A 14577-nucleotide genomic window follows, 5' to 3' on the forward strand; every position below is an offset into this window, starting at 1 on the left:
CAGATTAACCAAGGTCGCGCCCCAGCCGTGCAAGGGGAGACAGTGCCATCACCGCCGGGGACAGCATCATGCCCGCCGCGGTCACCAGAAGGCCGGTGCGCAACCCCAACTCCTGGGCGAGGAAGCCGCCGAGCAGGGATCCCAGCGGGGACAGCCCCATCCCGACGAACGTGATCGTCGCGGCCGCGCGTCCCTGCAACCCGTGCGGGGTCACGGCCTGCCTGACGGCCATGACCGTGACGTTCACCAACTGTCCGCCGATCCCGAAGACGAAGTTGACCACGAGGAGTACGGCCATCGTCGTCGCGGACGATCCGTGCAGCGCCGGCACCCACAGGAAGACGCCGTCGCCGAGTGCCGCCGCGACGACGAGCACCCTGCCGTAGCCGAAGCGGCCCGGCAGCCGGGCGGCCAGCATCGCGCCGACGAGCGCGCCCGGACCGGTCGCCGCGAGCGCCAGGCCCACGGCGGTGCCCGACAGGTGCAGTGCGCGCGGGAGGAAGAGCAGATAGACGGTCGTCGTGGCCGCGAAGAAGAACTGGAAAGGGGCGGCGGCGAGGCACACGGTACGCAGTGAGGAGTCGCCGACGACGAACCGTAGCCCCTCATGAATCTGCCGCCACACCCGAGGGGGACGCTCCGTGCGCACCGGGACGGATTCGCTACGCCGGATCCGGCGGACGGACAGGAACGACAGCGCGAAGAACACCGCACCGGAGGCGACGGCGATCGGCGCCGACAACAGGGTCACCAACGCACCACCGAGCGCGGGCCCGCCGATCTGGGCCGCCGACCTACTACCTTCCAACACGCTGTTGGCACGCACGAGTTGATTGTGCGTCACCAGCCGAACGGCACAGACCTGGTAGGCCATGTCGAAGTACACGGACAGTGCTCCGGAGACGGCGACCACCACGAACAGCGCGGGCAGGCCGAGCCAGTTGAGCAGGGCGGCCGCCGCGGCGCCGCCCAGGACCAGCGTCCGGCCGAGGTCCGCCAGCACCATCACCGTGCGCGTCCGCCATCTGTCCACCCAGGCACCGACGAAGAGCGAGAGCAGCAGCACCGGTGCCTGTCCCGTCGCGCGCAGCGCGCCCAACTCACCGGAACCGATGTCGAGCGTCAGGACGGCGAGGAGCGGAAGCACCACCAGGCTTGTCTGCTCGCCGAGTTGGGAGACCGTCTGCCCCAGCCAGAGCCGACGGAAGTCGTTGTTCGAAGTGGACGGCACAGGGACCCCTCGAGTCGCCGACAACGAGACCCGCGCCCAGGGTTCGGGCGGGGAAAGGCTCGCTGTGCCGCAGCATCGAGGGCGGCACGCGATGACGGGCCGAACTCGGCCTACGACGTCAACGCGCGCCCGGACGACCGGGCATCTCTGGGCTCCGACTTCTCGGTGGTGACTGGCGGTTGGGACAGTAGTTCCTGGGTGGCCCGGCGCGAAAGGCAATTACCGCCCGCCCCCGGAGCGTCTCGCTCACCCGGCGCTGAGGAACCGCAGGACAGCCAGCACCCGGCGATGGTCGCTGTCCACCGACGGCAGGTCGAGTTTCGTGAAGATGCTGTTGATGTGCTTGGCCACGGCGCTGTCGCTGACGACCAGTTGTCGGGCGATGCCGGAGTTCGAGCGGCCCTCGGCCATCAGGGTCAGTACCTCGCGTTCGCGGGGAGTCAATCGGTCCAGTGGGTCGCTGGCGCGGCGCAGCAGGAGTTGGGCCACGACCTCGGGGTCCAGGACGGTGCCGCCGGCGGCGACCCGGCCAAGGGCGTCGACGAAATCCTCGACGTCGGCGACGCGTTGCTTCAGCAGATAGCCGACGCCGCCGGTGTTCGTCGTCAACAGGTCGGCTGCGTACCGCTCTTCGACATATTGGGAGAGCAGCAGTACCGCGGTCGCCGGCCACTCGCGGCGGATCACCAGCGCCGCCCGCACCCCCTCGTCGGACTGGGCGGGCGGCATGCGGACGTCCACGACGGCGACGGCGGGGCGGTGTTCGGCGACGGCGGCGAGCAGGGCGTCGGCGTCACCGACTTCGGCGGCGACCTCGTAGCCCGCCATCTCCACCACTTTGACGAGGCCGATCCTGAGCAGGACCGAGTCCTCGGCGATCACGGCGAGACGGCGCACGGCAACTCCACGCTGATGACGGTCGGGCCTCCGGCGGGGCTGCTGATCGTGAGCGCGCCGTCGACGGAGGCTGCCCGGCGGGCGAGTCCGGCCAGGCCGGAGCCGTGCGCGGGGTCGGCGCCGCCGGGGCCGTCGTCCGCGACGGCGACCCGCAGCGTACCGTCGTGGATCTCGACGGTGACGTCCGCCCGGGAGGCCCCGGGGGCGTGCTTGGTGATGTTGGCCAGCGCCTCGGAGACGGTGAAGTAGGCGACCGCCTCGACGGTCGGGGCGAGCCGCCGGGGTACGTCGACGCGCAACCGCACGGGCAGCGGGCCGCGCGCGGCGATGCCGGACAGGGCCGCGTCCAGTCCCCGGTCGTCCAGGACGGCCGGGTGCAGGCCTCGTACCAGGTTGTTGAGTTCGTCGATCGCCTCCTTCGCCTCCCGGTGGGCCTGGTCGATGACCTGTCTGGCCTCGTCGGGCAGGTCGGTGAGTGTGGCCCTGGCGATGCCGAGGTTCACGGCGAGGGAGACCAGGCGTTGTTGTGCCCCGTCGTGCAAGTCCCTTTCTATGCGCCTGCGTTCGGCGTCGGCGGCGTCCACCGCTGCGGCGCGGCTCTCGGTGAGGTCCTCGACCCTGCGCGTCAACTGTTCGGCGCGGCTCGGGCCGAGCAGGGCCAGGGCGGCCCGGGTGTCGAGGCGGACCACGACGAAGGTGAGCCACACGGCGAGCAGCAGCGCGGCGAGGCCGGACGCGTCGATGTACACGGCCTCCGTGGAGGTCCGCAGGAACTTCGGCCACTGCTCCGGGGGGACACCCCACATCCACACCAGGGCGGTCCCGGCGAACGCGCCCCAGGCCCACAGCACGACGGTGACGACCGTCCCGCACGACACCAACGGTCCCAGCAGCAGGTGGTAGGAGACCTGCCGCCAAGTCCCGCCGGACCGGAGCCAGTTCATGGCGCCCCGGAGCGTGGGCCTGCGCCGCTCGGCGGGGAGCAGCGGTATGTCGACGCCGGCGAGTGCCGCGAACCTGCGGCGTTGGACGGCGGTCAGTGCTCCGGTGACGTAGATGACCAGCAACAGCGGTCCACAGACGGTCAGTTGGACCTCCGGCACAGCGCGCGGGTCAGGGAAGAACAACCACGGTTCCACGAGCAGCAGCAGGGGAAGCAACTGCAGCAGTACGCCGGCGAGGTTGAAGACCGTCGCACGTCCCAGGCGTGCGAACGGGCCGCGCAGCGCGGCGAGAAGGGCCATGCGCCCACCGTAGAACCCGGGTGGACCGGCGGACCATGCGGCTGGCTCCAGGTTCGGGCTGTACCCAGCACCACCCCCAAGTCGGAAATCCGCGTTACTGACCCCAACACCCGTCCTGACCAGGCTTGTTCGCGTGGAGACGACAACGTGTTGGAAGTGGTCCGCCCGTGTGCTCACCGCCTCGGGACTGGCCCTGATCCCCTGGATCTTCGTGTTGGCGTGGGCGGCGGGCGCCTGTCCCGTGGCGTGGATCGGCCTGGACACGATGGAGGCGATGGGCCTGGTCGGTACGGGCCTCTTACTGGCCCGCTGCGACCCGCGGCGGGTCGCGGTGGCCCCGGCCACGGCTGTCCTGCTGACGGTCGACGCCTGGTTCGACGTACTGACCGCCGGTCCCGGAGTGCTGGTGGCGCTGCTGATGGCCGCCTGTCTCGAACTGCCGCTGGCCGCGCTGTGCACGGCGGTGGCTTGGAAGGCCCTGCGGGCGCTGCCAGTGGCGCCCGGCAGCCACTGACGGAACCAGCCAGCCAGGCAATGTACTAAGGCAGATTTATAAAGTAGCCTTAGTATATGAACGACGACCTGGATCCGAACGCGGTCGCCTCCGCCCTGCTGGCGAGCATCGGCGTACTCGTGCGACGCGCCCGCCAAGTGCCGGTCGAGGGCGGGCTCACGATGCCCGAGCGGGCCGCCCTGGCGCAGTTGGACCGCGCGGGCCCCACGACCTCCTCGGCGCTGGCCCGCGAGGCGCAGATCACCGCGCAGGCCATGGGCGCGACGCTCGGGTCACTGCGGACCCGTGGCCTGATCGAGAGTCGCCCGGACCCGGACGACGGCCGCCGCGTGGTGCTGACCGTGACCGACGCGGGCCGCCAGGCGCTGCGGAACAAGCGCAACGCGCGGGCCGAACTCCTCGGCCGCGCCATGACCAGCGGGGCGTTCACCCAGGCGGAGCTGGAGCAACTCGCCGCGACCGCCCCCCTGTTGGAGCGGCTGGCTCAGCACATCTGACGGCGACGGAGCCACAAGGAAGCAGACCGATGAAAGACACCGCCAAGCCGCGCCGCCCGGTCTCCGACGACCGCTACAAGTGGACCGCGCTGACGAACACGACCGCCGCCGTCTTCATGTCCGCACTGGACGGCTCCATCGTGCTGATCGCCCTCCCGGCCATCTTCCGGGGCGTCCACCTGGACCCGCTCTCCCCGGGCAACATCGCCTATCTGCTCTGGATGATCATGGGATACCGGCTGATCCAGGCCGTCCTCGTGGTCACGGTGGGCCGCCTGGGCGACATGTACGGCCGGGTCCGGATCTACAACTCCGGGTTCGCGGTCTTCACCTTCGCCTCGATCCTGCTGTCCTTCGATCCCTTCGACGGCGGCCACGGCGCGATGTGGCTGATCGGCTGGCGGGTGCTGCAGGCCGTCGGCGGCTCGATGCTGACCGCGAACTCCGCCGCGATCCTGACCGACGCCTTCCCCGAGGAACAACGCGGCTTCGCCCTCGGCATCAACCAAGTCGCCGCCCTGGCCGGGATGTTCATCGGCCTGGTCGCCGGCGGCCTGCTCTCGGCCTGGGACTGGCGCGCGGTGTTCTGGGTGAACGTGCCCATCGGCGTGTTCTTCACCGTGTGGGCCTACCGCACCCTGCGCGAGACCACCAGGCACGACGGCGGCCGCGTCGACTGGTGGGGCAACATCACCTTCGCGGTCGGCCTCAGCGCCACCCTGATCGCCATCACCTTCGGCCTCCAGCCCTACGGCGGCCACACCATGGGCTGGACCAACCCGCTGGTCGACGTGCTGATCGCCGGCGGACTGCTCCTCCTGGCGGCGTTCGTCGTCATCGAGAACCGGGTCTCCGCGCCGATGATCCAGCTGAGCCTCTTCCGCCAACGGGCCTTCACCTTCGGCAACTTGGCGAGCCTGGCCATCTCGGTCGGCCGGGGCGGGATGCAGTTCGTGCTGATCATCTGGCTGCAGGGCATCTGGCTCCCGCTGCACGGCTACGACTACAGCGACACTCCCCTGTGGGCTGGCATCTTCATGCTGCCGCTGACCGCGGGCTTCCTCGCCGCGGGCCCGGTGTCGGGCTATCTGTCCGACCGGCTCGGTTCCCGGGGGCTGGCCACCGGCGGCGCGCTGCTGTTCGGCTCCACCTTCCTGGGGCTCATGTGCCTGCCGATCGACTTCAGTTACTGGATCTTCGCGGTGCTGATCGCGCTCAACGGCATCGCCAGCGGGATGTTCGGCGCCCCCAACTCCTCCTCGATCATGGGCAGTGTGCCCGCCCGGCTGCGCGGGGTCGCCTCCGGCATGCGCGCCACCTTCCAGAACTCCGGGACCGCCGTCTCCATCGGTGTGTTCTTCTCCCTCATGATCGCCGGGCTGGCCAAGAGCCTCCCGCACACGCTCACCACCGGACTGCAACAGCAGGGCGTACCGGCCCACTTGGCCGCTCAGGTCGGCGGGCTGCCCCCGGTCTCGTCCCTGTTCGCAGCGCAGTTGGGCGTCAACCCGATCCAGCATCTGCTCCAGCCCAGCGGCGTCCTGAACCATCTGACGGCGACGCAGCAACACACCCTGACCGGCAGCGAGTTCTTCCCGACCCTGATATCCGGGCCGTTCCACTCCGGCCTGGTCATCGTGTTCGCCTTCGGCGCCACCCTCGCCTTCCTCGCCGCGCTCGCCTCCCTGCTGCGCGGCACCGGCACCGGCCCCACGGCCAGGACTCCGGGACCGCGCAGGACCGCCACCGGCGACGCCCTGGCACGACCGGACAGATAACCCCCTCCACCCACGGACACCGAAGAAGCGAGCAACCCCCATGCCACTCACAACGATCGACCCCGCGTCCGCGCTCGTCGTGGTCGACCTGCAGAAGGGCATCGTCTCGGCCCTCGCCGACGATCCCGCCATCACCACCGCCGTCAAGCAAGCGACCCACCTGGCCGCCGAGTTCCGGCGGCACGGCCTTCCCGTGGTCCTGGTCAATGTCACCGGACGCGCGTCGGGACGTACCGACATCGGACGGGCCGTCAACACCACTGCCCCGCCCAGCGGTTGGGCCGACCTCGTCGACGAACTCGACGTACGGCCGACCGACCATCTGATCACCAAGCGGCGGCGCAGCGCGTTCCACGACACCGGACTCGACACGCTCCTGCGGGACTTGGGCGTCGCGCAGGTCGTGCTCTGCGGTGTCGCGACCGGTTCGGGTGTCGAGTCGACGGCGCGCTCCGCGTCGGACCACGGCTATCACGTCGTCCTGGTGACCGATGCCATGGGCGATCCCGATCCCGAGATCCATCGGCACAGTGTCGAGCGCGTCTTCCCCAAGCTCGGCGAGACCGCGACCACCGCCGAGGTCGTCGACATGGTGGAGGCGACGCGATGACCCTGCTCGGCCGACTCCTGAAGAACCGTCGAGCGGGCGAGACCCACGCGGCGTGGAACCTGCCCGACTTGCTGGGACCCGAACAACTGACCCTCACCAGCCGGGACTTCGGCGACGGCGAGGCCATGTCGCTGAAGCACTGCGCGAAGACGATCGGCGGCACGGACGTGTCGCCGCACCTGGCCTGGACAGCGCTCCCGCCCGGCACCGCCCAACTCCTCCTGGTCGTGGAGGACATGGATGTGCCGATGGCCAAGCCCGCCGTGCACTGCCTCGCCCTGATCGACCCGACGACCGACCACCTGGAGCCCGGCGCACTGGCCGCACGGAACTCCGGCCCCGGGGTGCGGATCCTCCGCTCCACCATCGGACGGGGCTATCACGGTCCCGCACCCGTCAAAGGCCACGGGCCGCACCGCTACGTGTTCCAACTCTTCGCCCTCGCGGCCGCCGTGGACAGCGCTCCCGGCACGGCGCAGGTGGAGCGGGCCCGCCCTCGCGCCCTCCTGGCCACCGTCACCGGACCCGTCCTCGGTCGCGGCCGGCTGACCGGCATCTACGAACGCTGACCCCAACGCCCTTTGACCTGCGCCCAGTTCAGTCGACCACCGGTACGGACGGCGCCCCCGGCGGCAGGTTGAACGGTGTGACCACCTGGATCGCCGAGGGCAGCGACGGGCCGTCGTCGGGCAGTGCCTTGTGGGCGCGCATGACGATCTGGCAGGCGCGGCGCATGTCCTGGCGCAGGTCGTGGTGGAGGACCGCGGACAGCCGGCGCTCGCGCAGCAGCCGGGTGTTGTCGTGGTCCAGGTCATGGGCGATGAACACCGCGCACTCGCGGCCCAGCGCGTCGAAGGCGTCGAGGGTGGCGACGTTGCCGCCGCCCGCCGAGTACACGGCGACGATGTCCTCGTCCCGTTTCACTGCCTCCAGGACGAGTTCGTGCTGGGTGGCGTCCAGGCCGTCGCTGTCGGTGACCTCGACCAGGGACCGCCGGGGGTCGGCGAGGCGCATCGCGCTGCGGAAGCCCATCTCGCGCTCCTCCTCGCCCCGGAACGAGCCCCGGCTGATGGTGGTGAGCACATTGCCGGGCCGCTTGCCCAGCCACTGTCCGAGGAGGTAGGCGGCGGTGGCGCCGGCCGCGCGGTTGTCGATGCCGACATAGGCCAGCCGTGCGCTGTGCGGCAGGTCGGTCACCAGGGTGACGACGGGGATGCCGGCCGCGACCAGCCGCCCGACGGCGGCGGCGATCTCCGGCTCGTCGGGGGCCTTGAGGATCACGCCCTGTGTGCCGCGCTTCGCGATCCCGTCCAGCGTCGCGGTCAGTTCGGCGGGCGGGCAGGTCTCCCGGAAGTGGAAGCGCGAACGCACCAACGCGGGGTGCAGGGAGGGCAGTTCGGCTTCGAGTGCGTCCCGTACGGCGGTGGAGAACCGCTCCGGGGTCTGCATCACGATGTCGATCATGAAGGTACGGCCGCCGAGCCGCACCTGGCTCTGCTGGCGGTCCAGGTCCTTGATGGCTTCCTGGACCTCTCTGATGGTGCTCTGCGTGACGTTGCCCCGCTGATTGAGGACACGGTCGACGGTGGCCGTGCTCAGCCCGGCCTGGCGGGCAATCTCCCGGATCGGGTACGGGTGTCGCATGTCTGATCCCCCAGACCGATGATGCGGTTTTGATGTAGTGAGGGGCATTGAATGATGGGTTTGAGTTATCAAGACTGTCAGAAACGCACGGACAGTGAAAGGACCCGGATGTCTCCCATCACCGCAAGGACGCGGACTTGGTTGACCGAGGCGGACTGCGACCTCGACGTGTTCCGCTCCCTCGTGGAGCAGCGCACCGACCTCGCCGACCACCCCTCGGCCGAGCGCATCGAACAGAACGTCCCGCTCTACGACAGCGCGCGGCTCCGCGCTCTCGCGGCCACCGCCGAGGGCCGCCGCGACATACAGAGCGAACTCGTGGAGGCGCTGATCGACGGCCCCGGCATCGTCGTCCTCAAGGGCGCCTTCCCGGACGCGGCCGTCGTGGACCGGGCGTCCGAGGCCTTCCGGGCGCTGATCGAGGAGGAGCGCGCGAGCGGTGCGGGGCGCGGCGACCACTTCGCCGAGCCCGGCGCGAACGACCGCGTGTGGAACGCCCTGGACAAGGTGGCCGTAAGGACCCCCGAGGCGTTCGCCGACTACTACGCCAACGACATCCTGGAGCTGGTCTCCGAGGCCTGGCTCGGCCCCGCCTATCAGGTCACCTCGCAGGTCAACGTCGTCAACCCGGGCGGCGCGGCGCAGAACGTGCACCGCGACTACCACCTCGGTTTCCTCTCCCAGGAGCAGGCGGCGGCCTATCCCGCGCACGTCCACCGGCTGTCCCCGGTGCTGACCCTCCAGGGCGCCGTGGCCCACTGCGACATGCCCGTCGAGTCCGGCCCCACGCTCTACCTCCCGCACTCGCAGAAGTTCGAGCCCGGCTATCTCGCCTGGCGGCTCCCGCAGTTCGTGGAGTACTTCGACGCGAACCGCGTCCAACTCCCCCTGGAGAAGGGCGACGCGGTCTTCTTCAACCCGGCGCTCTTCCACGCCGCCGGGCACAACCGCTCGACCGACATCAAGCGCATGGCCAATCTGCTCCAGGTCTCCTCCGCGTTCGGGCGTGCCATGGAGACGGTGGACCGTGAGGCGATGGCGAACGCCCTGTTCCCGGTGCTGCTGAGCCGCAAGGCCGAGGGCGTCTCCGAGGACTGGCTGCGCCGCGTGATCGCCGCCACCGCCGAGGGCTACCCCTTCCCCACCAACCTCGATCTCGACCCGCCGGTCGAGGGTCTCGCCCCGCCCTCGCAGGCGGACACCCTCCGGCAGGCCGTCGCGGAGGAGTGGAACCCGGAGCGGCTGCGCCACGAACTCCAGGCCGGCGCCAAGCGCCGCCAGAGCTGAAGCGAACACACCACTCTCGTGGGACTGCTGGAGGACAGAGTCGGCCTCGTCAACGGCGGCGGCCAGGGCGGCCCGGCCCAGCCCGGTGGCCACTGGCTGGTCGCGGTGGCCACCCGCGATCTCGACCGCGCCGAGATATTCGCCGCCGAGCACGGCGTGGAGCGGGTGGAGCGGGTGGAGCGGGTGGTCGACTCCTACACCGTCCTCGCCTCCAACCGGAGACAGAGGTCGCGACCGCCGGCGGACGGCGCGCTGATGGACCTCGGGTGCTACGGCCCGCACGCCCGGCGCATGCTCGCCCCCAGGGCGACCGGGGCACCGGGATCGACGAATGGCCGGGCGCGGAGCTGGAGTTCCCCGGCGGCGCCACCGACAGCGCCCGCTGCCACATGGCCCACGACACCTGGCAGAACCGTCACGCCCTCGAGGCCACCGCTTGTGAACAGAGATGGCGGGGACGACCGTGGTCTCGTCCCCGCCATCACTGTGGCTTCTACTTCACGAGCGCGGCGGCACTCCGGTACGCCGCGGCGGCGGCCTCCCGCACCGGCAGCGCACGGTGTGCGTCGGAGAGGATCTCCACGCCCCAGGGGCCGCGGAAGCCGGCCGTCCGGAGCGCGGCGATGATCCCCGGCAGGTCGAACGAGCCCTCTCCGCACAGGCGTCGGCGGTGGACGGTGTCCTCGAAGAGCGTGCCGACGACCTCGCTGTCCGCGTCGTTGAGTTCCACGCCGACGATCCGCGACCCGGGTACGTCCGCCAGCTCGGCGGGCGGCGTATGGGCGCGCTCGACGTGCCAGACGTCGATGACGAGACCGCCCGCCGGGTGGCCGTCGGCCTCGACGAGCCGTAGCCCGTCGTGCACGGTCCTGAGGTTGGACCAGGGCAGCGGTTCGATACCGAGCCGGGCGCCCACCCCGTCGGCCTGCGCGGCCAGCACGGCGAACTCCTCGGCCCAGACGTCGAGTTCCCAGGGTTCGTCCGCGACGTCGGGGCCGATCTTGAAGGTGCGCGCGCCGAGCGCCTCGATGGCTCTCAGCATGCCGACCCGGACGGTGTCCGACGCGGCCCGCCGGGCTCCGTCGGCCCACCAGTCGGTCAGCAGCTCCAACTCGACATGGCTGATCCCGTTGTCCTCGAACAGGGACCGGATCCCGGCGATCCCGTACTCGCGCTCGGCCCCCACCAGGTCCGCGTACAACAGCCCGAAGGCGGTGAATCCGGCGTCGCGCGCCGCTTCCACGCGTTCCCGCAGATTCAGCGGACTGCGCTGGTCCGCCTCGTCGGGAGCGGCGTCGCCCGCCGTGGTCCAGCACGTGGCCAGAAATTCGTCAGCGGTCATTCAGCGGTCATCCCTGTTTCCTGGATTCCTCGAGTTCGGATCCCTCAAGTTCGGATTCCTCGAGTTCACGAAGACACGCCTACGCGACACCGCGCAGCACCGAGCGCAGGTGCTCGGCGCTGGCCCACACGTCCTCGACGGGGCCCTTCGCCTTGGGCTCCTCGGTGAGGATGGTGTCCTGTTCGAGGACGTACCAGCCGTCGTAGCCGCGTGCGCTGAGGTGGGTGACGATGGCCTCCACGTCCACGTCTCCGGCGCCCAGCGGGCGGTACATGCCCTTGCGCACGGCGTCGGTGTAACTGAGCTGTCCGTCCTGGACCTTGGCGGCGAGGGAGGCGTCCACGTCCTTCATGTGGGTGTGGGCGATGCGCTCGGGCGCCTGGCGGGTGAGTTCGGCCGGGTCGGTGCCGCCGATGAGGAGGTGGCCGGTATCGAGACAGAGCGAGATCGCCGAGTGCTCCAGGACGCGCCGGACCTCGTCGCCGTTCTCGATCATCGTGCCGACGTGCGGGTGCAGGACGGCGCGGACGCCGCGTTCGGCGGCCAGGGAGGCGAGCCGGTCGAGGTTGGACAGCAGCAACTTCCAGCCGTCGGCGTCGAGTTCGGGGCGCGAGTCGTAGCCGTCCTGGCCGGTGACGGCCGACAGGACCAGCACCTCGGCCTTCGAGGCGTCGTAGCCCGCCAGGAGCTGTTCGGCCTCGGGCAGCGGGTCGTGGCCGGGCACGTGCAGCAGCAGCGGGGTGAAGCCGCCGACGGCGTGCAGGTCGTGGTCGGCGAGGGTGCGGGCCATGGCGGCCGGCTCGCCGGGCAGGAAGCCCTCGGGGCCGAACTCGGTGGCGGCCAGGCCGACCTCGCGCATCTCGTTCAGCACCCGCTCGGGCGTCAACTGGTAGCCCCAGCCGGGCACTTCGCACACACCCCACGAGATGGGAGCGCCGGCGATCCTGTTCAGGGGGGAGGTGGTCATGCTGTGGCCTTTCTGAGGTTCCGGTCGGGACGTGCGGACATGGGGTGCTGGACGGCTGGTTCGGGATCGAGGACATCCGGGCCCGCGTCGCCGCACGGGGCGCCCCGCTCGGGCGCGGCGAAAGCCCGCTCGGCATTCACGAGCAGTTGCGCAGGCGTCATCGCCTTCTCCCTCCAGGCGCCGTCCCGACCGATGAGGTGCTGATCAGCCGACGGCCGGGCCGTTTACCTGCGCGCAACGGTAGGTGCGGTACGGGGCATTACTGAAGAGGGGGAACCCATCATTATCCCGTCATTGGACCCATCTTTTCTCCCTCATCGGATACAACCGGAGCCGGCCCCGGCCGTCAGCGGGGTCCCTGCTTCAGGAACAGCGCCAGCCCGGTCAGGAGCCGGTCGACGTCGTCCGTGCCGGTGTAGGGCGCGAGGCCGATGCGCAGGCCGCCCGAGTCGCCCAGGCCGAGGTGCCGGGAGGCCTCGATGGCGTAGAAGGAGCCGGAGGGCGCGTACACGTCGCGTTCCGCCAGGAAGCGGGAGGCGTCCTGGGTGCCCTGCGCGCCGAAGGTCTCGTCGAGGGTCAGGAGCACGGTCGGTGTCCGTTCGGCCGCCCTCGAGTGGACGGTGATCCCGTCCAGCGCGGCGAGCCCTTGGTCGATGCGCGTCCGCAGGGTCTCCTCGTGCCGGTGGAGTGCGGCCAGGCTCGTGGTCAGACGCTCACGGCGGCTGCCGACGGCATCCGTGTCGAGGCCCGCGAGGACGTCGACCGCGGTGGCCGTACCGGCGAGCAACTCGTAGGGCAGCGTGCCGAGTTCGAAGCGTTCGGGTACCTCGTCGGAGGACGGCAGGAGCTTGTCCGGCCGCAGGGTGGCGAGGAGTTCGGGCCGGGCGGCGAGGACGCCGTGGTGCGGGCCGAGGAACTTGTACGGGGAGCACACGAAGAAGTCCGCGCCGAGCGCGCCGAGGTCGACCAGGGCGTGCGCGGTGTAGTGGACGCCGTCGACGTGGACCAGGGCACCCGCCTCATGAGCCAGGCGGGCCAGCTCGGCGATCGCGGGCCGGGTGCCGATCAGGTTGGAGGCGGCGGTCACGGCGACCAGCCGGGTGCGGTCGGACAGGACGGCGCGGAGGTGCTCCGGGGTCAGTTCGCCGGTCGCGGGGTCGAAGTCCGCCCAGCGGACGGTGGCGCCGACCCGCGCGGCCGCCTGGACCCAGGGGCGGATGTTGGCGTCGTGGTCGAGGCGCGTGACGACGACCTCGTCGCCGGGCGACCAGGTCGCGGCGAGGGTGCGGGAGAAGTCGTAGGTGAGCTGGGTGGCGCTGCGGCCGAAGACGATGCCCGAGGGGTCCGCCCCCAGGAGGTCGGCCATGGCCGCACGGGACCGGGTCACGATGGCGTCGGCGTTGCGCTCCCCCGCGGTGATCCGGCCGCGGTTGGAGAGGGGGTTCGCGAGCGCCTGGGTGATGGCCTCGATGACCGGCCGGGGCGTCTGGGTGCCGCCGGGGCCGTCGAAGTGGGCGGCGCCGCCGCTCAGGGCGGGAAACAGGGCGCGCAGGGCGGTGAGGTCGTAGGCCACGGAAGTGAGCTCCTGTCGGTGCCGTGTGCGGGCTCTGGGGCCCCGGGTGTCCAGGACGATCATCGGACATCGACACGCGGACGGACAGGGACCCCGGGTGGTCGGAGGCAACCTGGAGTGCTCCGCGGGTGGCTCAGCGTCCCGTTCGGCGCGGGAGCAGTCCGATCTCCTGCGCCCGCAGCACCGTGCTCACCCGATCGCGCGTGCCCAGCTTCCGGTACAGGCTCTCCACGTGCTTGTGGACCGTGCGGACGGAGATGCCCAGGCGGTGGGCGATGGCCGCGGCCGTGAGGGCGTCGGCGAGCAGGAGGAGGACGGTGGTCTGGCGCGGAGTGAGCCGCGAGTCGGCCGGCGGCTCCGGTGCCTCGGGCGTGGCCGCGCGCCAGCGTTCGAGGAGTTGGCGCTGCTGTTCCACACCGGCCAGCAGGGGTTGCAGTTGCTCGGCGGCCCGGACGTGGTCCTCGGTGAAGTCGGCACCGGCGCGGTAGACGAGGCAGCCGGTGACCGGGGTGCTCGTGCCCGGCAGGGGGATCGCCAGGACGTGGTCGGCGTCCATCAAGCGGCTGATCGTGCCCGCGGTCCGGCTGTGCGTCCAGCCCCGGCCGGCCATCCGGTGGGCGGTCCCGGGTCGGCGGACGGCACCGGCCCTGGCGTAGTGGTCCGCGAAGGGGTAGCCCCGGCGCAGCACCGCCATCCCCTCGTCCCCGATGTCGTCGATCCGCCCGAAGTGCGCCTCGGCGGCGGGCGAGAGCCCCATCGACCCGGTCCGGTCCGTCCACTCGCCGAGTTTGTAGATCAGCGCCTCGCCGCCGCACAGGCCGGGGAGGGCCGCGGCGACCATCGGCCACAGCCGCTCGGGTTCCCGTTCGTGCAGAGCCGCCACCGCCACGGCCAGCATGCGTTCGTACGCCCCGGCCGACCCGCCCGCCATACGCCCTCACGATCCCGCGTGTGTCACGTCCACGTACCCATGTACGTACTTCTCCCCATAGC

Annotated in this window: 14 protein-coding genes; 6 read left to right on the forward strand and 8 right to left on the reverse strand. The window is 70.9% G+C overall.

Annotated features, from left to right (window positions below; all coding sequences use genetic code 11):
• Window positions 1-4: 4 nt before the first annotated feature.
• From JHN63_RS11760 to JHN63_RS11770, 3 genes are all read right to left on the reverse strand, one after another.
• Window positions 5-1231, reverse strand: coding sequence for an MFS transporter (locus JHN63_RS11760; RefSeq protein ID WP_200679471.1), 1227 nt, complete (start codon window positions 1229-1231; stop codon window positions 5-7).
• A gap of 246 nt (window positions 1232-1477) precedes the next feature.
• A complete protein-coding gene (locus JHN63_RS11765; RefSeq protein WP_234476474.1) occupies window positions 1478-2059 on the reverse strand; it encodes a response regulator transcription factor in 582 nt (193 codons plus the stop codon).
• Window positions 2060-2109: 50 nt separating this feature from the next.
• Complete coding sequence (locus JHN63_RS11770) at window positions 2110-3372, reverse strand: histidine kinase (protein WP_200679479.1); 1263 nt, start codon at window positions 3370-3372, stop codon at window positions 2110-2112.
• Between the two features lie 133 nt (window positions 3373-3505).
• Between JHN63_RS11770 and JHN63_RS11775 the strand changes: the two genes are divergently transcribed.
• Genes JHN63_RS11775 through JHN63_RS11795 form a run of 5 tightly spaced genes read left to right on the forward strand, consistent with a single transcriptional unit; the run spans window position 3506 to window position 7340 of the window.
• The gene (locus JHN63_RS11775; RefSeq protein WP_307781870.1) at window positions 3506-3886 is read left to right on the forward strand and encodes a hypothetical protein; all 381 of its coding nucleotides are present in this window, start codon (window positions 3506-3508) and stop codon (window positions 3884-3886) included.
• 56 nt (window positions 3887-3942) lie between these two features.
• Window positions 3943-4383: a MarR family winged helix-turn-helix transcriptional regulator gene (locus tag JHN63_RS11780; RefSeq protein WP_200679482.1), complete on the forward strand. Its 441-nt coding sequence runs from the start codon at window positions 3943-3945 to the stop codon at window positions 4381-4383.
• A 29-nt stretch (window positions 4384-4412) separates the two neighbouring features.
• Window positions 4413-6161, forward strand: a complete 1749-nt coding sequence (locus JHN63_RS11785) for an MFS transporter (protein ID WP_200679484.1) — start codon at window positions 4413-4415, stop codon at window positions 6159-6161.
• Window positions 6162-6201: 40 nt separating this feature from the next.
• Window positions 6202-6771 carry an isochorismatase family cysteine hydrolase gene (locus JHN63_RS11790; RefSeq protein WP_200679486.1) on the forward strand — a complete coding sequence of 190 codons (570 nt, stop codon included), beginning with the start codon at window positions 6202-6204 and terminating at the stop codon, window positions 6769-6771.
• The gene (locus JHN63_RS11795; protein ID WP_200679488.1) at window positions 6768-7340 is read left to right on the forward strand and encodes a YbhB/YbcL family Raf kinase inhibitor-like protein; all 573 of its coding nucleotides are present in this window, start codon (window positions 6768-6770) and stop codon (window positions 7338-7340) included. The genes JHN63_RS11790 and JHN63_RS11795 overlap by 4 nt, the downstream gene beginning before the upstream one ends.
• Window positions 7341-7368: 28 nt before the next feature.
• Here the strand turns inward: JHN63_RS11795 and JHN63_RS11800 are convergent, their stop codons facing one another.
• Window positions 7369-8415: a LacI family DNA-binding transcriptional regulator gene (locus tag JHN63_RS11800; RefSeq protein ID WP_200679490.1), complete on the reverse strand. Its 1047-nt coding sequence runs from the start codon at window positions 8413-8415 to the stop codon at window positions 7369-7371.
• A gap of 108 nt (window positions 8416-8523) precedes the next feature.
• Here JHN63_RS11800 and JHN63_RS11805 point away from each other — a divergent pair, with 108 nt between their 5' ends.
• Window positions 8524-9702, forward strand: a complete 1179-nt coding sequence (locus tag JHN63_RS11805) for a phytanoyl-CoA dioxygenase family protein (protein ID WP_200679491.1) — start codon at window positions 8524-8526, stop codon at window positions 9700-9702.
• 493 nt (window positions 9703-10195) lie between these two features.
• Here the strand turns inward: JHN63_RS11805 and JHN63_RS11810 are convergent, their stop codons facing one another.
• The 4 genes from JHN63_RS11810 to JHN63_RS11825 all read right to left on the reverse strand — a co-directional run bounded on the left by JHN63_RS11810 (window position 10196) and on the right by JHN63_RS11825 (window position 14515).
• The gene (locus JHN63_RS11810) at window positions 10196-11044 is read right to left on the reverse strand and encodes a sugar phosphate isomerase/epimerase (RefSeq protein WP_200679492.1); all 849 of its coding nucleotides are present in this window, start codon (window positions 11042-11044) and stop codon (window positions 10196-10198) included.
• 79 nt (window positions 11045-11123) lie between these two features.
• Window positions 11124-12011, reverse strand: coding sequence for a sugar phosphate isomerase/epimerase (locus JHN63_RS11815; RefSeq protein WP_200679494.1), 888 nt, complete (start codon window positions 12009-12011; stop codon window positions 11124-11126).
• Between the two features lie 346 nt (window positions 12012-12357).
• The gene (locus JHN63_RS11820) at window positions 12358-13584 is read right to left on the reverse strand and encodes a cysteine desulfurase-like protein (RefSeq protein WP_200679496.1); all 1227 of its coding nucleotides are present in this window, start codon (window positions 13582-13584) and stop codon (window positions 12358-12360) included.
• A gap of 133 nt (window positions 13585-13717) precedes the next feature.
• Window positions 13718-14515, reverse strand: coding sequence for a LuxR C-terminal-related transcriptional regulator (locus JHN63_RS11825; protein ID WP_200679498.1), 798 nt, complete (start codon window positions 14513-14515; stop codon window positions 13718-13720).
• Between the last annotated feature and the right edge of the window lie 62 nt (window positions 14516-14577).

The organism is Streptomyces sp. MBT65, assembly GCF_016612545.1.
Classification (GTDB): domain Bacteria; phylum Actinomycetota; class Actinomycetes; order Streptomycetales; family Streptomycetaceae; genus Streptomyces.